Source organism: Bradyrhizobium sp. CB3481, assembly GCF_029714305.1.
Classification (GTDB): Bacteria; Pseudomonadota; Alphaproteobacteria; order Rhizobiales; family Xanthobacteraceae; genus Bradyrhizobium.
On sequence record NZ_CP121647.1, the window covers coordinates 5,592,567 to 5,609,565 of the forward strand.

At 59.6% G+C, this 16,999-nt stretch carries 15 protein-coding genes, 6 pseudogenes and 1 riboswitch; of the genes and pseudogenes, 10 read left to right on the top strand and 11 right to left on the bottom strand.

Features of this window, described 5'->3' with window-relative positions; all coding sequences use genetic code 11:
* Window positions 1-264 precede the first annotated feature (264 nt).
* Together QA643_RS27240 and QA643_RS27245 are read right to left on the bottom strand one after the other, a co-directional pair.
* A pseudogene (locus tag QA643_RS27240) lies at window positions 265-1,578 on the bottom strand (dicarboxylate/amino acid:cation symporter); the annotation flags it as partial.
* Between the two features lie 302 nt (window positions 1,579-1,880).
* The gene (locus QA643_RS27245; protein ID WP_283028831.1) at window positions 1,881-2,699 is read right to left on the bottom strand and encodes a recombinase family protein; all 819 of its coding nucleotides are present in this window, start codon (window positions 2,697-2,699) and stop codon (window positions 1,881-1,883) included.
* On the opposite strand from QA643_RS27245, the gene QA643_RS27250 reads away from it, so the two are divergent.
* Complete coding sequence (locus QA643_RS27250; RefSeq protein ID WP_283028832.1) at window positions 2,698-2,847, top strand: hypothetical protein; 150 nt, start codon at window positions 2,698-2,700, stop codon at window positions 2,845-2,847. The two genes, QA643_RS27245 and QA643_RS27250, sit on opposite strands and share 2 nt — an antisense overlap.
* Window positions 2,848-2,916: 69 nt before the next feature.
* Here the strand turns inward: QA643_RS27250 and QA643_RS27255 are convergent, their stop codons facing one another.
* Window positions 2,917-3,114 carry a hypothetical protein gene (locus QA643_RS27255; RefSeq protein WP_283028833.1) on the bottom strand — a complete coding sequence of 66 codons (198 nt, stop codon included), beginning with the start codon at window positions 3,112-3,114 and terminating at the stop codon, window positions 2,917-2,919.
* Between the two features lie 302 nt (window positions 3,115-3,416).
* On the opposite strand from QA643_RS27255, the pseudogene QA643_RS27260 reads away from it, so the two are divergent.
* Window positions 3,417-3,647, top strand: a pseudogene (locus tag QA643_RS27260) (transposase domain-containing protein); the annotation flags it as partial.
* Between the two features lie 366 nt (window positions 3,648-4,013).
* On the opposite strand, the gene QA643_RS27265 reads toward QA643_RS27260, so the two are convergent.
* On the bottom strand, window positions 4,014-4,349 hold the full coding sequence (locus tag QA643_RS27265) for a hypothetical protein (protein WP_283028834.1): 336 nt from the start codon (window positions 4,347-4,349) through the stop codon (window positions 4,014-4,016).
* A gap of 157 nt (window positions 4,350-4,506) precedes the next feature.
* Window positions 4,507-5,013 (bottom strand): hypothetical protein, encoded by a 507-nt coding sequence (locus QA643_RS27270; protein WP_283028716.1) that lies wholly within the window; start codon window positions 5,011-5,013, stop codon window positions 4,507-4,509.
* Between the two features lie 689 nt (window positions 5,014-5,702).
* Between QA643_RS27270 and QA643_RS27275 the strand changes: the two are divergent.
* The 3 genes and pseudogenes from QA643_RS27275 to QA643_RS27285 form a co-directional block, all read left to right on the top strand.
* Window positions 5,703-6,176, top strand: a pseudogene (locus QA643_RS27275) (transposase); the annotation flags it as partial.
* Between the two features lie 392 nt (window positions 6,177-6,568).
* Window positions 6,569-7,101, top strand: a pseudogene (locus QA643_RS27280) (transposase); the annotation flags it as partial.
* Window positions 7,101-7,445, top strand: a complete 345-nt coding sequence (locus tag QA643_RS27285) for a hypothetical protein (protein ID WP_283028835.1) — start codon at window positions 7,101-7,103, stop codon at window positions 7,443-7,445. The pseudogene QA643_RS27280 and the gene QA643_RS27285, both read left to right, overlap by 1 nt.
* Before the next feature lie 297 nt (window positions 7,446-7,742).
* Here the strand turns inward: QA643_RS27285 and QA643_RS27290 are convergent.
* Together QA643_RS27290 and QA643_RS27295 are read right to left on the bottom strand one after the other, a co-directional pair.
* Window positions 7,743-8,853: pseudogene (locus tag QA643_RS27290) on the bottom strand (IS110 family transposase).
* 110 nt (window positions 8,854-8,963) lie between these two features.
* Window positions 8,964-9,104 (bottom strand): hypothetical protein, encoded by a 141-nt coding sequence (locus QA643_RS27295; protein ID WP_283028836.1) that lies wholly within the window; start codon window positions 9,102-9,104, stop codon window positions 8,964-8,966.
* Window positions 9,105-9,655: 551 nt separating this feature from the next.
* On the opposite strand from QA643_RS27295, the gene QA643_RS38765 reads away from it, so the two are divergent.
* Entirely contained in the window at window positions 9,656-9,835 is a 180-nt protein-coding gene (locus tag QA643_RS38765) for a hypothetical protein (protein WP_349253230.1), read from the top strand.
* 158 nt (window positions 9,836-9,993) lie between these two features.
* On the opposite strand, the gene QA643_RS27305 is transcribed toward QA643_RS38765, so the two are convergent.
* Window positions 9,994-10,209: a hypothetical protein gene (locus tag QA643_RS27305; RefSeq protein ID WP_283028837.1), complete on the bottom strand. Its 216-nt coding sequence runs from the start codon at window positions 10,207-10,209 to the stop codon at window positions 9,994-9,996.
* 978 nt (window positions 10,210-11,187) lie between these two features.
* Here QA643_RS27305 and QA643_RS27310 point away from each other — a divergent pair.
* The 4 genes and pseudogenes from QA643_RS27310 (at window position 11,188) to QA643_RS27325 (ending at window position 13,962) form a co-directional block, all read left to right on the top strand.
* The gene (locus tag QA643_RS27310) at window positions 11,188-11,454 is read left to right on the top strand and encodes an antitoxin Xre/MbcA/ParS toxin-binding domain-containing protein (RefSeq protein WP_283028838.1); all 267 of its coding nucleotides are present in this window, start codon (window positions 11,188-11,190) and stop codon (window positions 11,452-11,454) included.
* Window positions 11,454-11,915, top strand: a pseudogene (locus QA643_RS38770) (RES family NAD+ phosphorylase). The gene QA643_RS27310 and the pseudogene QA643_RS38770 overlap by 1 nt, the downstream one beginning before the upstream one ends.
* A 549-nt stretch (window positions 11,916-12,464) precedes the next feature.
* Window positions 12,465-12,713: a hypothetical protein gene (locus QA643_RS27320; protein WP_283028840.1), complete on the top strand. Its 249-nt coding sequence runs from the start codon at window positions 12,465-12,467 to the stop codon at window positions 12,711-12,713.
* 673 nt (window positions 12,714-13,386) lie between these two features.
* Complete coding sequence (locus tag QA643_RS27325) at window positions 13,387-13,962, top strand: histidine phosphatase family protein (protein WP_283028841.1); 576 nt, start codon at window positions 13,387-13,389, stop codon at window positions 13,960-13,962.
* On the opposite strand, the gene cobT is transcribed toward QA643_RS27325, so the two are convergent.
* Genes cobT through QA643_RS27340 form a run of 3 tightly spaced genes read right to left on the bottom strand, consistent with a single transcriptional unit; the run spans window position 13,957 to window position 16,541 of the window.
* Window positions 13,957-15,012 (bottom strand): nicotinate-nucleotide--dimethylbenzimidazole phosphoribosyltransferase, encoded by a 1,056-nt coding sequence (gene cobT, locus QA643_RS27330; RefSeq protein ID WP_283028842.1) that lies wholly within the window; start codon window positions 15,010-15,012, stop codon window positions 13,957-13,959. The genes QA643_RS27325 and cobT overlap by 6 nt on opposite strands.
* A gap of 54 nt (window positions 15,013-15,066) precedes the next feature.
* Complete coding sequence (gene cobF / locus QA643_RS27335; protein ID WP_283028843.1) at window positions 15,067-15,816, bottom strand: precorrin-6A synthase (deacetylating); 750 nt, start codon at window positions 15,814-15,816, stop codon at window positions 15,067-15,069.
* A 47-nt stretch (window positions 15,817-15,863) separates the two neighbouring features.
* Window positions 15,864-16,541: an energy-coupling factor ABC transporter permease gene (locus QA643_RS27340; RefSeq protein ID WP_283028844.1), complete on the bottom strand. Its 678-nt coding sequence runs from the start codon at window positions 16,539-16,541 to the stop codon at window positions 15,864-15,866.
* Window positions 16,542-16,580: 39 nt separating this feature from the next.
* Window positions 16,581-16,801, bottom strand: a riboswitch (cobalamin riboswitch).
* Window positions 16,802-16,999 lie beyond the last annotated feature (198 nt).

Consider the following 16,999-nt stretch of genomic DNA (forward strand, 5'->3'; position numbering starts at 1 on the left):
AAATTGCGCGCTCGATCGCTGGGTCCTGGGGCCGCCCGACCGTCTGCTCGGGCGAGTTTCGGTATTTCATCTTCTTTCATAAATCCGCACGGACAACTTGCTAGTTGCCATAGCTCTCCAACGTAAGAACCAAAATCGGAAAGCCAATCGGCGTGAACGTCAGAGGAGCCGTTGAGCTTGCCCCTGACTTTTTTCGATTATCGTGAGTTTGCTCTGATCATTTGATTGCGGGGTAAACCGACTCAGTCCTTCGTCAGCGCGGTTCTCGAGATCGGTCGGATTGATTTGCTTGTTGAGATTGGCCGTGAGCTTCTCGCGATCGAGCTCTCCTTCCCACCAGGCGACGATCACGCAGGCGACGCCATTGCCGCAGAGATTGGTGAGCGCCCGGCATTCGCTCATGAACTTGTCGATGCCGAGCACGATCGCCATGCCCGGCACCAACCGCGGATCAACCACGGCGAGGGTTGCAGCAAGTGTGATGAAACCAGCTCCAGTTATGCCCGAGGCGCCCTTTGACGTCAGCATGGCTACGATCAGTATGGTCAGCTGCTGGCCGAACGAAAGATTGACGCCGAGCGCCTGCGCAATGAACAGCGTCGCCAGAGTCATGTAGATGTTGGTTCCGTCGAGATTGAACGAATATCCCGTCGGCACGACGAGCCCGACCACCGATTTGGAGCAGCCAAGACGCTCGAGCTTTTCCATCAACGATGGCAGCGCGCTTTCCGAGGAGGAGGTGCCGAGCACGATCAGCAGCTCGTCTTTGATATAGGCTAGGAACTTGAAGATTGAGAAGCCCGATATCCGCGCGATAATGCCGAGCACAACGAGCACGAACAGGGCAGCCGTGACATAGAACGTCGCGATTAGCCCAATGAGGTTGAGGATCGCACCGGACCCGAATTTGCCGATGGTGTAGGCCATCGCGCCGAAAGCGCCGACCGGCGCAGCCTGCATCACGATCGAGATCACGCCGAACACGCCATGCGCGGCGTGATCGATGAAGGAGCGAATGGCTTCACCGCGTTCACCGAGGCCCATGAGCGCGAATCCGAACAGGATCGAGAACAACAGCACTTGCAGGATCTCGCCCTGAGCAAACGCGCCGACCACGGTGTCGGGAATGATGTGCAGGATGAAATCGACGGTCTTGTGCGCCTCTGCCTGCTTCGCGTAGTTGGCCACAGCTTGTGCGTTCGCCGCGGCGCTGCCAAATCCTGCGCCGGGCCGCACAAGATTGCCGACGATGAGGCCGATCACCAGAGCGAAAGTGGAGACAATCTCGAAATAAAGCAGCGCCTTGATGCCGATGCGTCCGACTTTTTTGGCGTCCTGGATGTGGGCGATGCCCGAAACCACCGTGCAGAAGATGATCGGCGCGATCACCATCTTGATCAGCTTGATGAAGCCGTCGCCGAGCGCCTTGATCCAGTCATTGGTAGCCAGATTTGGCCAGAGCCAGCCAACCAGGGCGCCGAGCACGATCGCAATCAGCACTTGAACGTAGAGGATCCGGTACCACGTTTTCGATGCGGTGGGTGCAGTCGGCGCTGTCGTTATCGCAATCGTTGCCACGTTTACTCCCCTCTTCTTTTTCTTTCTTGCATTGCCGCTTAGACCTTGCGCCGCGCATTGGTGATATGGATCTTCCAAAGATCGCGTCCTTGCGCCTTCATCAGCGATAGAGTCGCTTCAAACACCCTTCACCCGAGCCGATTCACCATCGACACGTACGCGGTATAGGTTTGGTCATCATGCATGATACAACCTGACGCTACGTGAGGTTCAAGCGATTTCAGTACTCAAGCTGAACGAGATTCTATTTAGCCCACTGCTTGGCTCTGCGCCGTTGTTGCCAATCGCGCCACAGTTCGAGCTTAGGTTGGTCGGGATAAAGATGCCGTGCGCCGGCCGCAGCATGCACAGGAAATCAGCCCAGACAACAGCGCCCGGCCGCCGCGCCCGGATTTAAGGCCGCCTAGTTTGCCGTAGGCGTTGATGGCGAGCTGCGTCTGATTGAGCTCGAACTCCGCCCAATCTATGTAGCCTTTGTGGTGGTCTTTGAGCTTCACTTCCCATTCTTCGAACGGTTTGCCATGGCCGTAGCTCTTCCTGGCCCGCCCGTCGACGATCTCCACTCTCTTCTCGCTTTTGCCGTAGACGTACACGCCGGCATAGAATGGATTCTTCAACACCGAGATCACATTGCGATACCGGATCGGCGTCCAATCGAAGCTGACCAGCTGCTTACCGTCCGACGGACGCGGGAAATGAACCTGATCGGCCCTCATCGACAGAAGCACCTGTCGCGCGCCGCCCAGTCTGCGGAATCGGGCAAAGATCTGGTGGATCGCCTCTTGAAGCCGCAGATCCGGATCGAAATTGAGCCCCATCTCGCGGTGCCAGATGTAACCGATCGGAACGCTGATGCGCAGTTCGCCACGGCGAGCCTTGGCGCGAGCCGCATCCAGCATGCGGGCCTGGATGATGCCGAGTTCAAACGCGCTGATGCTACCCTTCATCCCAAAAAGCAATCGGTCGTTGGGACGACAGGGGTCGTATATGCCGTCCAGGTCGATGACGCGGGCGTCGACCAGTCCGCAGAGCTCAAGAAGGTGGTGCCAGTCGCGGCCATTGCGGGCAAGCCGGGAAGCGTCGAACCAGAGCTCGGCCCCGACTTCCCCGGCGCAAGCCATGCCACGAGCTTCTCGAAACCTGGGGGGCCACCATGCCGCTGGCGGCGCGGCCGAGATCATCGTCGATGATCTCGATATCTCGAAATCCTCGCCCCCGCGCTTCCTCGACCAGGTCATATTGTCGGCGCTGGCTCTCGAGATGTTTTGAACCTAGGATTGGCTTGACTGCCGAACATAGACGACCGCTTTGCGCTTCAGCAAGGTGGCTGGCAGAAGGTCAGTGTTCGTCATCGTTGCCATCCCCCGTCGCGGTGCTCGCGGCCTGCAGCAGAATGTTGGCCAGATGCGCGATGATCTTGGCCCGCTCGGTCGGGGCTATCCCCCGCGTCGGAATGGTCTCGAACGCAATGCTGAGCTGGCGCGACGCGGTGGGGGACACGAGCCGGGTCGCGATCGGTCTTGGCAGATTGGTCATCTCGCTTCTCCTCGCCGATACTGGAATCGGTCGAAGAGTCTCGCCGGAAACCTCGCTCAGTGAGAAGCCAGTGCAAATCGATCAAAGCGGCCAAGGGTAACGCGCGGGGTGCCAAGCACCATCCCGGCGCAGGCTGATCGATCCAGCATCAAGGCCGGCACCGTAATCACCTCACCTGGCAGGATCGACGTGAACCAGGTCATCAGCAGCGCGCTGCTCGCGGTAATACCAACGAACGCGATGCCCAAACAACGGATGCCATCGGTAATGGATCTCGACTTCCTGCTCGATATGGGCAGAATGTTCGGGTGATGGCTGTAGGAAGAAGAAACTGGACCTTCGCTGGCTCCGATGAGGGCGGCCGGCGTGCCGCTGCCATTTACACCCTTATTGCCAGCGCCAAGCTCAACGACATTGATCCGCAAGCTTGGCTCGCCGACATACTCGCCCGCCTGCCTGATCACCCTGCCAAGCGAATTCACGAACTGCTGACCTGGAATTGGCAGCCTCGGAGCGTTGCACACGCCGCCTGAGCGCAGTCAGCCATTCGCGCCAAACAGGCTTAACCAGGGTCTTCACCGGATCCGTACAATTCGGATGTTTGCAAGGCTTGTCCTATGCTCGACGCGGGTCGCCTACATGTGCCGATCGACCACTACACTGAATTCGTTATCGGATCGAGAAAGTGGCCGTGTCAGGCCGTCGCGGACTGCATCAGGTGGGCGAGTGAATTCCGCGGAGCCTTCGCTTTGGCACGGGTTTTGGCGGGAGCATCGCGCGGCTGCCTAGCAACTTAAGAGCCGATCAAGCCGAAGCGAATACTGAAGCCATCAGGTATTGACAGAAACCGTGGACAGTTTTCCAGGCGAAGTTGCCGACATAACCGTTCTTTGAATCCGTCATCCGCAGTTCGATGCCATCCAGCACGCCGTGGTACGAAGGTCGAGGCGTTCCGGATGGGGGACTTCAATGGTGAACGTCTTCAACTCTTCTTTGCAGCCGAGGCCCTTGACGTGCTGACTGCTCGCAATCGTCTTCTGTGGAGGCAGTTCTTCCTCAGCGTGACCGAGGCTCACGCCGCTACCCACGATCGCCGCCGAAGCGAACAACACCTTCCAATAGTCGCACATTGTTTTATGCCTCCCCACCGCGAGATTGTGGTGCTTAGCTGTTTGAACCCGCCCTTTGTTGCTGGGCCAGATCGCGAACTCGCCTACCCAATGACCCTGGTCCAAGTGATCTCCTCCATTCGGCTTCAATATGAGTCCCGTTGAGCGGCGAACTGTGGTGCAACCCAGAAAGACACGGATCCGAGTTCCTTGCCAAGGCGCTCGTTCGGCCACGCGGACGCGGTCGAGCACCACAGTCGGTGGTATGATGGTCGGATGACGCTTAGTTTGCGTCGTCAGGTTTGGACGGTGCGTCTACTGTCGGAGCGCTCTCCCGCACAAGGTGATCGAGCGTTTTGTGCTTATACGTGGCGGAGCCATCGGTGAACTGAACCTCCGTCGTTACGTCCAGTTCACCATCTTCATCGAGCTTCCACGTCATCTGTGTCGTACAGTAAACATGATCCCATTTAACCTTCCAACCTCCATCATCAGCATCGCCTCCGTCATCAGCATCGGAAGGCTGCGCCTCGGCGATGCCTAAATCGCACTCCTTCGTAGGACAGTTGATCCATGCGCGAACAGAGGGGTGGTCGAGCTGCGGGCCAATATCCAGGCGGCTGATCGCTCCCTCTGGATTCGGGTTGACCCACTTACCTGCCTGATCTGGAATGGCGAAGGTGTATGGCACCGAACTTGCAGAGTTAGTCTGATCGGCAAATGCTGCCCCGACCAGCGAGAGCGTGGCAATTGCGGACAAGAGAAGCCGGCGCTTGCGCCAAGTAGTCATTTGTGTCTCCATGTGACCCGTTCTATCGGGCCAGTAAGGATTTGCACGCACTAGGCCAAATGAGCTTGAACAGAAAAATGAGCGTTTAGAAGTAGATAGAAGATGCATTGCTCACTGCTGTGCCGCAAACCCGACAGTCCCGCGTCGCCAACCCGACAATCCAGCGTCGCCAACCGCACGCGTCGGGCTACCTACGCACCGTCTTCTGATCGGAGCGCGGCTTCGTACTTTCGCAGGTGATCGCTTATTGCACCACCGACCTTAGGCCCACCAGCTTGTTAATTGGCGAGCACTGGTATCGACGACCAAGGATACCGACGTCGAGATTGGGTCGACCCGAAGACTTCCGCAATGCGCCGAGACAAGGTCGAGCTGTTGCGCTATCTGCCGCTGGCAGAAAGTGACGGGGATCTTCGGCGCAGCCTGAGGCAAGCAGCAGCCCGTCCAATTGAGGTGGGCCCTGCAAGAACGCGTTGCTTGCCCGGTCAGCAGTGGCGCTGAACGTTGCATGCTCCGCAGCGTACGACTTCCAAGATCTACCCAAGATGGTTCTGGAACGGCTAGTCTTACTGAGTCAGAGTGTCGCGGCCTTTGTCGACAGGAATCATGAGAAGACTCACTTTTCAGCATGCGGGGGCTGAGATGGGTCTGATAAATCGCTGGACGTAGCGTCGCGGATTTCGGCATAAATTGAGGGCCTTGCGAGCGTGATCGGACATGCGGGGAGCCAAACCGCTTCGCGACTACTGTACCGGGCTGATGATGCCGTGCGATCGCAAGAGCGTCGAGCCGATGGCGGCTATGACGGCTCCTGAGCGGACAGCAGCGCAACATCAGGCGTTGTTGCATTTCGTCGGTCAAGGCGACTGGTCGGACCGGCAAGTGTCGGCCAAGGTCCGTGAGTTAGTGCTGCCGGGATCGAACGCCACCGAGAGATCGAAGCTTGGATCATCGATGATACGGGCTTTCCTAAGAAGGGGCGGCATTCGGTCGGGGTTGCGCGGCAATATTGCAGTCAGTTCGGCAAGCAAGACAATTGTCAGGTTGCCGTGACGCTTTCGCTAGCGAACCATCATGCGAGCTTGCCGGTCGCCTATCGGCTATATCTACCACGGGAGTGGGTGACAGACCGTGCACATCGGCGCAAAGCTGGAGGCCCCCAAGGAAATCACCTTCAAAACGAAGCGGAGCGAGAGACGATTCCCCCCTCAGAAGCAGCCTCCACCAAATCTTCAAGGAAGCTACTATTCCCGAAAATCATCGGCCGAGGGGATCCGCCCTTGCTGAACGGCACGTTCCACATTCGATTGCGACCGTTCGGAGAAAATTGAATGCCGCTCTCGTCTCTATACTATCTCGATGCCCTTGTTGCATCAGAGCCATCTCAACTCAGGTAGCCATCGAAATTTATGACGCAGTAAGACTAGCAGTCTGCTGAAGAACTCGCTCGCCACAGAGTGGGCTTGATGATTCACTTTATCATCTCGATTCGGTGGAGGCGATCATGCGCGGCAGGTTTACGGATCAGGGCGGCCTGTTTTCGTACATCGCGCCGGGCGGCGGGCGCAATGCCGAGGCGCACTTCCACGGCCAGAAACGCTCGAACGATACCCGTGCTTCGACCACCGATCCCGATGCCAGGCTCTATCGCAAGGGTAAAGGCAAGGAGACGAAGCTGTGCTTCATCGGGCATGGGCTGATGGAGACCTCCTGCCGGTCGACGCCTGCCTGACGCAGGCCGATGGTCATGCCGAACGGGTGGCCGCGCTGCACATGATCGAGCCCTATGCCGACCGGCCGACAGACTTCGTCAACGAGCTGCGCTCGATGAATGTGACGCCACATGTTGCGCAGAACGTCAGCGGCCGCAGCTCTGCGATTGACGGGCGAACGACCCGGCACGGCGGCTACGCCGTCAGCCAACGCATCCGCAAGCGCATCGAGGAGGCATTCGGCTGGATCAAGACGGTCGCCGGGCAAGAGAAGACCAGGTTCCGTGGTCGTGAGCGCGTCGGATGGGCCTTTACCTTCGCTGCCACCGCCTACAATCTGGTGCGGCTGCCCAAGCTGATCGCGGAGACCGGCTGATGGCCAAGGTGCCCGGCTTCGCCAAGGCCTTTGCCGGCCGCTGGCGCATCGTCGAGATGGACGTCTGGGACAGCGACTTCCTCGATCTCGTCGAAGAGGCGCATCTCACCTTCCAGGGTAAATCCGATGGCGAAATCGCCTTTGGGGCCCTGAAGGGCTTCCTGGACGTGCGCTACGGCACCCGCGACGGTTCGGCGTGCGCGGAGTTCTCGTGGGAAGGGCACGACGAAAATGACCCCGCCTGCGGTCGCGGATGGGTTATGATCGGCACTGCGGACAGGCTCGTCGGCCACTTCTATATCCACAATGGCAACGATTCAGCCTTCGTTTGCGAACGCGGCTGAGTTCTTCAACAGCCTGCTCTCATGTTTGCTGTCAAGCGACTCGATCAAGCGGAGCCGCTCCCGGCTGAGCGCCCGGACGCTAGACTTCGAAGGTGCCCACGGTAGGAGGCAGGGCCAAAGACGACGGTTGATCAAGCTCGCATGCGCGGGTTGGCTACCGCATGACCGTGGTTTCGTCTTGGGGCTGCCTCGGTCTAGGGGGCGAGCGTCGACAATGCCGGCTCATAGCAGGCCACGAGGATTCCCCACCGCGCCCTGCCTCCTGCCCTCGGCACCGATATGGTCGAGCAGCGCTCTTCAGGCGGCCGGCCCGAGTTGTACTTGACGAGTGATCGCCCACAGGAAGCCGACCATCTCGCGTGCAATGGCGGTGGTGACGATCACCTTGGGTTTGCCGGCCGCCGACAAGCGGCGATAGCGGGCGCACAGCCTGACCTGGGCCTTCCAGGCCATATCGCGGATAGCATGTGGCAGGCGCTCGTTACGGTCATGGAGCTTGCGATTGACGCGGGCTTGCATGCGATAGCTCCATGCCCCCTCGATCAGAGCCCGCCTGGCCAGAGCGTTGCCGGCCTTGGTGATACCGCCGCGTCGGATGGTGGCGCCACTCGAATGCTCCGACGGCACGAGGCCGAGAAAGGCCATCAACTGGCGGGGATTGTCGAAGCGGGAGAACTCGCCGACCTCGGCAACCACGGTCACGGCAACGATGAAGGCGGCGCCGCGCATGGCCTGTACGGCCTCAACGAATGGCGTCATCGACCATTGTGGCGCCAGCTCTTCCATCCGCTTGGTCAAGCAGTCCACACGGGCCTCCGCGTCGGTCACGGCATGAATGTAGTCCTGCAGAACGATTTGGCTCGCCGGGTGATCGAAGCGCACCGTGGTGAGCCAGCGACGATAAGCCAGAGTCCCCCCTTCTTCCCGGCATAGATGCGCCCATGCCGCAGCAGGAAGCCTTGGAGATGTTGCCGCGCCTTGCCGAGCACACGCATCGCGGTGGCGCGGGCTCTCACCAAGTCGCGCATGGCCTCATGCGCCGCATCCGGAACCCACACCGCTGTCAGTTCGCCGCTCCGGTGCAGCTTGGCCAGCATCGCCGCATCGCGCCGGTCGGTTTTTACCCGATCCCCGGCCTTCATCGGGATCAGCGAGGGGGCCACCACGATGCAATTGTGCCCCAGGCCCCTCAGTTGTCGATGCACGCCATATCCGCAAGGACCGGCTTCGTAGCAAAAACTTACCTGCCGGTCACCCTTGCCAAGCTTCTTCGCCAGTTTGGCGATTTGGTCAGCGCGATTAGGGATGATCCCCAAGTTACGAACTTCCCCGCCGCGCATCCCTTCGGCCACCGCAACCGAAATCGTCGCCTGTGCACATCCAGCCCCACGAAAATGCTATCGTTCATCAGGCCCGCTCCCCATGCTTGAGGCTCGGCGCCGGACCATCCGGCGCAACCCTCGATAGGAGCTTGCCGCGGGGCGGGCCGCCCGTCACCTCAGAGGGCGAACATAGGGTCTAGACGTTCATCTCGACGATAGTGGCGTGGTGAACGATGAGCTCGAACAGCACGCTGGTCTCGGCCTCGTCCTTGGTGACGTAGGCAAAAAACGACTTCCCTGGATCATGCCGGACCACCGACGGGAGTGTTGCAGACATCCTTCGCAGGTCGGCGCCCTGATCTTTGCCCAAGTGGGTATCGCATTTCGGGTACGCGAGAAATGCATTCCCACTCTAGATTGACGTATTTGAGGCGCCTCTCTAGCGTGGTGAGTGGAATGTTGCGGGCCGTTGTCACTTGTAGAACCAGCGATTGTTCGCCTGCAAATCACCCTTCCGGAACTCGGTGCACGGCCGAAACGGCATCCCAGCGATCGCCCGATCTGGATCAAAGGTGTCGGATCGAAGCTATCGTAGCCAAGCTCGGACGTCCGTGCCGAAAACCTCGCGCTCTCGATGGGGCCGGAAAAGCCATCTTCGCTGGCAGATCTCACGAAGGGAGCAGCGACGCAAGAGTTTGAAAACCGAGGGCGCAACCAGCGCCTCAGTGCGGTGGGGTCGCCTTCACATGCGGGAACGCCTCCCGCATAGCCAATTCGCACATTGGATATTTTCAATCGCCCCAGCCGTGATGTCGCTGACCACATCGGCCCGACGCCGCTCCTCGCGAGCCTGAGCTTCTTCCTGCTCGAGCGGGCCCGATCCTGTGCGTGATCTCGAACACGACGCTGCGGCAATCGGCGACGCCGCCCTCACTGCTCGGCCGCGTCTCTGCCATCAGCATCATGAGCTACGGCACCCGCCCCGCTCGGCTCGGCGCCTTCGTCGGCGGGTTCTTTGGCGCGGAGACTTGCCTCTGGTGGCCGCGATCTCCGCCGCGCGGTCGTTGATCCTGCTGTCGCCCGCGGCCTCGCTGGCGCGGCAGCCGGAAACGATGGGTGAGACTGCGGGTTGCTATTTAGAGGGCTCGTCCGCCAAACCCCATCGTCGTCGCGAGTCAACAGGTCGAAGTGACGGGGTGAGCGCGACGCGTTAGAGCGATAGCTCGCTACGGCCGCATGAACATGAAATCCGTGGCGGGGTCGCAATTTTCGGCGACAAAGCGCAGCTCCGACTGAACGTCGGCGACGGGCCGGCTCTCGAGATATTTCGTCACCAGGAGACCGAGCAGCGCTCGGCAGACGCTGTCAGTCGTGTGGCCCGCGCCTGCCGCTTCAGCAATTGCGGCGGAGAAATGACGCGCTGCGATTTCGGTTGCTGACATCCCGTGACTCCAAATGACCCGTGGCTCCAAATGACCAGATCACGTATTGTACCCAGAAATACTTGCAGCGCATTGACCTTGGTCAAATGGATGGCCCGTTCGTCCGTCGTGGTACTGACGTCGGTCTACTGTTGGCCGTCGCGTTTTACGCCCGGCGGCCAAAACCAAAGCAGGTCGGGACTGTTGGTGCGCAGCCGCAACATCATCGCTAGACGTCTGATGCGCGCGAGAACCAGACGTCGGTCACGAAACTTTCGCAGAAGACACGGAAGTCAGCACAAGTTATCATCGATACCACGCAGGCGCCACGATGAGCGAAGCGCATTGGCAGCTTGGGGATCTGCAGCGAGGCTTTATCAGCGCTGGAGGATGGCGCCTAGATTCGGTCCAGTCCTTGGCCGGCAGCCTCGGCCTGCCTCCCGGATAGTTGGGGCTCGGCTGCTCGGCCAAACCGGCAAGCTCAGGATTGACTTCCTGATGCGATCTTTGCTTGGCGAAACTATATCCCAAGCGCCGAATGAATAGCGCAAGCGGCGCCAGCAAGTAATTTATGTCGGTTATGGAGAACAATAATCGGCAGACGCAGAGACCGACGATCAGGGTGCTTAGCTCATGAGGATCGGGAAATCCAAGGTGTGGAGGGCGGTATAGAGCCAGAGGTGATGGTTGATTTCGCCTTCATGAATCTGTGCCTGAAAGAGCGGACGAAATTTTACACGGAGTACGACCTGAAGAATAAGACGCTCGGCGCCCTTGGAAATCCGGCAATATGCCGCTATTTATACGGCATGTTGCGGTTCTCTTAAAGGAGGCTCCTGTGTCCATTGTCGAAATCCAGCAAGGAAGCTCGGCGGGCGCTCGGTCCTTGCAGGGGTCATACGCTCCCAGGCGGACCTCGCCCTAGCGGTGCGAGAGCGGCTTCCCCTGACCGCGCTGCATGGGTTGGCAAAGGGGGGACTTACCGATCAGAAAATCTAGTTGTTCATCATTCCGCAACGCACGCGCCGGCATCGCGCAGAGAAAAATCAACCGCTCACCGTGGAAGAATCCGATCGGGCAGTGCGATTGGTGCGCGTGCAGACGCTTGCCGGGGACACCTTCGACGTCGACAAGGCGAATATATGGCTCCGGCGTTCGCTAGCAGAACTTCATGGCGAGACGCCGTTGGCGGTAGCACAAACCGAAACTGGCGGACGTGTCGTCGAGACCATACTGGGCAAGATCGCGTGTGGCGCCGCCGCCTGATGCTGCTTTGGCGTTTGTCAGGTGTGCAGCATGCCAAGACTTTCGATGGTGGCTATGGCCTGCATTTTGATGGGCGCTGGAATACGGTTGGCCGGCCTATCACCTACTGCAGCACGTCCCCTGCTCTGTGCGTGCTGGAAAAGCTGATCCACATCGAGGATCCGGCCCTCATGCCCGCGCTTGTGATGGTGCGCTATGATGCGCCAAATGACCTTGGCTTCGAGACGCTCGGCGTAAGTGATTTGCCTGGCGATTGGCGATGCCAGGAAGTTTGAACCCAGCAAAGGGGCGATCAATGGCACGCCGCGGTCGCGGGGCCCCTGCTCCGCGTTCCCTCTGCCATCGTCCCTCGTGATCAGTCTCCCGACGTCAACATCTTGATCAATCACACTCACAAGGACGCGGCGCGCATCTCTGTCATCTCTGTCGAACCATTCGTTCTTGATCCGCGTCTGTTCTGAGCCGGATAGCGCTACCGACGCCAAGCTAGCTTGAATTCCTGATCAAACCACATCTCGACATCGAATCTGACGGATGTAGTGGTTCCGTAATATAATTCGAGTAATTTTGCTCCGTCCAGGACTCTAGAATTTCGAAAAGCTCGGGTTAGCCTTGGGCCTCATCGAACCAACAGTCCGTGATGCGCCACTTGTGAAGCAGAAGGCGAATGACTTGCTCACATTCGCTCTTCTTCATCTGGCGCGCTCGAGGTTTCCGTCCAGTATCGCGAACCGAGGAAGGGTGGATTTCAGACGGTGGTATGCCCCCAAGACCCAGACGCCGCTGTCCGTTCCAACCACGACAATATTGATGTGAGACTGCTCGACGAGCTTCCGCATCATCGGGCAACGCCGCACCAAAGATGCACAGAACGATGACCACGTTCGGCAAGGCCACGTTTGCGAAACTCCTCGACTTCCATCCAATTGTCTCCGATCTTGGCGAACTGCCGACGGACGACGTCCAGTTTCACATCATTTCCACTGGCCTGGCTTGCAGCCGGGATCTTCATGAACCCGGCGCTGAGCCATGTCTTGGGTGACGAGGTGCGGTCAACATCAAGTAAAAGCGTCAGCGAGATTGTTGGCGGCATTGGGCGGCAGATTTTCAACAGAGCCTACGAAAGACGAGCCCATATCTTCGCCCTGGACTATCCGGCCAGCGACTGGGATGTTGCAAACATCCTTCGCACAATAGCTGATCTTCACCCAGCTGGGTATCGCATTTGGGATCGCGAGATTGCAATCAGTTCAGATTGACGTATTTGAGGCGCGTCTCAAGCGTGATGAGTGGAATGTTGCGGCGTCGGCACTCATAGCACCAGCGATTGTTCGCCTGCAAATCACCCTTCCGGAATTCGGTCCACGGCGGCATCGCCGGCGATCGCCCTCCGGGGCGAGCGGCGATATTGACTTACGGGCCATAGGTGGCAGCGCGTCCCAGGCTGGTGTGGATACGGTGGTCAACTGCCCCCTGAAAACAGCCTTCCATGGTCCATCGATAGCCAACCACTGAATATGCACGTGAGGACGAAAAAATCGAAATCAAGCCGAGCACGTGATGGCAGGCATGCCAGCCTCGATACAAGGAAACCGCCCCGTTATGTCTAAGCTTGATCGACCTTATTCCAACCGCGGCGCCCAGCATCGCCGTGATCGCGGCAAACAGTGACAGCGACCAAACCACATTGTCGCCCTGCCCCTGCTCTTCTGCTGATCGACGACTTCGACAGGGAACCATCGTGAACATCTAGAATTAAGCCCGGCGTAGAGTCAATGTCAGCCTGGTCGAAGACTCCATTGATGGGTGAAGTTACGTGCCCTATCGGAGCGGTGTTCGCGTAGACCTTCTCGCATTGACAACGCGGAAATGGAAGTGCCCTATCTTACTTGCAACAACATCGCATGGCCGTCACATCTTTGGAGGTATTGAATGGAAGGAGAGACCTTCCTTTGGCTGATCCGGCATGCGGTTGTTGACTGCCCGGGAGGTATAATTCATCCTCCCGATGCTCCGGCCGAGCTTGGTGACTTGACGCATTTGGAAGCCGTGCGAAGGTGCTTGCCGCAGAACGATCTAAGTTATGCTAGTCCGTCTCAACGAACTCTCGATACAGCGCGTGCCCTTCGGCTTAACCCAATCCCGGTGCCTGAGTTCATGGAGCAGAACTTCGGAGATTGGACGGGCCGACGTCACGACGATCTCGCCGCTTTCGGAGGAGAAAGCTATGCGCAGTTCTGGAAGGATGCAGCTCGCTCAAGCCCACCCGGCGGCGAAAGCTTCGAAGATCAAATCGCCAGGGTCCGGCACGGGCTTGGCAAGATAACTCCCGGTTTGGCAACGCTCGTCGTCCACTCTGGCACCATTCGCGCTGCGCTCTGCGTCGCGCTCGACATCGCACCACAAGCAGCCTTGCGCTTTGTTATCCATCCGCTATCCATAACGCGAATTGATCGGCTGCGGAACGATTGGCGGGTTGTGTCCGTAAATCAGAATGTCACCTTATGAGCGATTCGGAACCTTGGCTTGCGCGAAAGTCGCCATGCCGTTGTGCAGGGCGCATGCAAGCCGCAGGATCGGCAATGCGAGTGCGGCGCCCGATCCCTCGCCGAGCCGAAGACCTAGATCGAATAGGGGCTGAACATTCAAGGCCTGGAGAACCAGGCGGTGGCCCTGCTCTGCCGATTGATGCGAGGACAAAAGAAATCGCCGACACGAAGGATTGAGACGCACCGCTGCCAATGCCGCGACGGAAACGATGAAGCCGTCGATCAGAAGCGGAAGGCGACGCTGTGCGGCGGCGATGATCGCGCCACAAATCGCCGCAATTTCCAGACCGCCGACCGCGCAAAGGATCCGCTCGGCCGCAATACTTGGCGTTGCGAGCCCATGACGAGCCAACGCGACGTCTATCAGGTGCGCCTTACGTGCGCGACCGGCAGCATCCACACCCGTTCCGCTGCCGGCCATTTGCTCGGCGCTCATGCCAAGCAGGGCCGCGGCGATTGCCGCCGAAGTCGTGGTATTGCCGATGCCCATGTCGCCAAGGATCAAAAGATCGGGTTCCGTCGTCGCAGCCCGCATAACCGCGCGCTTGCCGCAGTCAAGGGCTGAAGCCAACTCCGCGGGCTCAAGTGCCGGTTCCTCGCTAAAGTCGCGGCTCCCCCGGCGTGGCTTGTCGGTCACGACACCCTTGATCGGAACTTCCGCGAGCGTGCCCGCATCGACGATCTCGAGACTCAAGCCCAGCTCGCGTGCCAGTACCGAAATAGCGGCGCCGCCCGAGGCGAAGCTGGACATCATCGCGATCGTGACTTCCTGCGGATAGGCCGATACGCCCTGGGCGACGATCCCGTGATCGCCGGCGAAGACGATGATCGGCACGCGTTGGGCTCGCGGCTGCTCCGTTCGTTGCAGACAGGCGAGTTCGATCGCGAGATGCTCGAGCCGGCCGAGTGCGCCGTTCGGTTTGGTAAGTTCAGCCTGGCGGGCCAGCGCTGCATCGCGATGGATCGGCGAAACGTCGGGGCACTCCTGATAGACCCACTCCGGTAGCATGTTGTCCTGCCGTTGAATGTTGTCGTTACCGAGCGAGCCCGTTCGCGGGGAGCGCTACGATCCGCGCTTGAGAATGTAGCTGTCCATGATCCAGCCATGCCTTTCGCGCGCTTGTTGTCGCACGGCGACGATGCTTGGACCCACATCGGCCAGCGCACCCGACATCGTGATCTCCTCACGCATGCCGATATAGGCGCCCCACCAGATGTATAGCCCTGCCGGATCGAGCGACTGAAACGCTGCGCTGCGATCGAGCATCACGACCACCGTGTTCGTGCCGTACGGCCAACCGCCTTCGCGCAGCCGCCGTCCCGTTGTCACCAGGAAAGGCTCCCCGATGTCGTTCAGCGGCAGCGAATGTGCCGCGCAAAGCGCCTGGATTGACGTGATGCCGGGGACGACCTCGATGGCTGGCAACGGATCGAGCCTTCGCGCGATCCGCAGGCTCGAGTCATATAGCGAAGGATCTCCCCAGATCAGGAGGGCAACGCGCCCCTCACTTCCGAGATGCTGTGCAAATTCCTGCGACCAGGTCGCGGCCAGCGCAGCGTGCCATTCGTCCACGCTCTTGCGGTAATCCTCCTGGCCGGCGTCACGCACGGGCATGACGAACTCGGCGATCCGCGTCCGGTCGTTGTTAAGCACCTGTGCGCAAATCGTCCGCCGCAATTCAGCGAGATCGGATTTCGCGGCGCCCTTGCGCGGGATGAGGACGAGATCGGCGGCGTTGATCACACGCACCGCAGCAAACGTTAGCTGCTCGGGATCGCCGCAACCGATGCCTATCAGTGAGAGCGTCAGCATAACTTATGCGAAGGGCGGCCGCTGCCTGCGACCGCCCTCACTTAAACTTATGCAGCGTTGTGCAAGCGGTAGGTGACGAAGCCGTCCCCGGTCACGGTACGCATCGATTTCGCCACTGCCAGCACGGCCAGATCAGCCAGCGGCTCGATGACAACGACGACCGCGTAGGACGCGGCGAAAGACGCGATGGAAGTGAGATTCTCGGCCGCAAAGCCCGCACCATACAACGCCCAGAAAGCGACCCACATCACGATGCCAGATTGATAGGCGGTCGAAAGCGCAAGCGCCTGGCGATATTGCAGATCAACATAGGCGGTGTTGCGGGGAATAATCCGCCCGGCCAGCGCCCGGATCGCAATAAGCGGCACCAGCAGCGTGGTCACGTTCATGCCGTATTGCGGCAGATCGGCCGGTGCGAAGAACAGCCCCTGAAGCAGAAGACCAAGCGCTATCCCAAACGCGGCTGGCGCTGCGCCGAACAAGAGGAATAGCGTCGAGCCGAGAATGAAATGCACCTCCGAGACCCCGACCCGGAAATGCGGCAGGAGTTCGAAGAACGAGAAGACCAGGACCGTTGTGGCGACGGTGCGCACCGCGAATGAAACGATCCCCTGCTCGCGCACGGTTTCTGCCGCCAGCTTCAAGGCGCAGCCTCCGGCAACAGCGGCTGTCGCGTATCCCAGCACGAGTTTGGCGCCCGTAACGATACCTGGTTCGATATGCATGATCTACGTCCTTCCTTCTGCCGTCCCACCCGACGGCGTTCGTGTCAAAAACTGCAGGGCCGGTCTCCTGGCTCGCGGTTCGAAACGGGTCTCCGGCCTTCCCGAGCCTGACGGCCCAGTGGCGGATCGGAGCTCCTCACCGCTTACAGTCGCGGGAGCGGCCGGGGCTTCGGGCGCCGCAATTGGGTCCGCCCTTCCCCGTTCCCGATTATGCTCCGGAGCTTTGCGCCGCTTGGAGCACCATGCTTGTACTGTGTGCTCCTTCCGACGAGGACGCGTCAAGGGGCTCGCGAGATCGGGCGGCGGCGTCATCAAGCTCTCTCTCCCGCCAGCGCGCCGAAAAGAATCCTCGTGAAGGCTGATTGAGCACGGCATGGCCCCCGACGCCATCGCAGTTTGCCGCGTCTGTCGGCGCTGGAAATGTCCGCTTGCCAATATAGACCACGGTTGTCGATTCC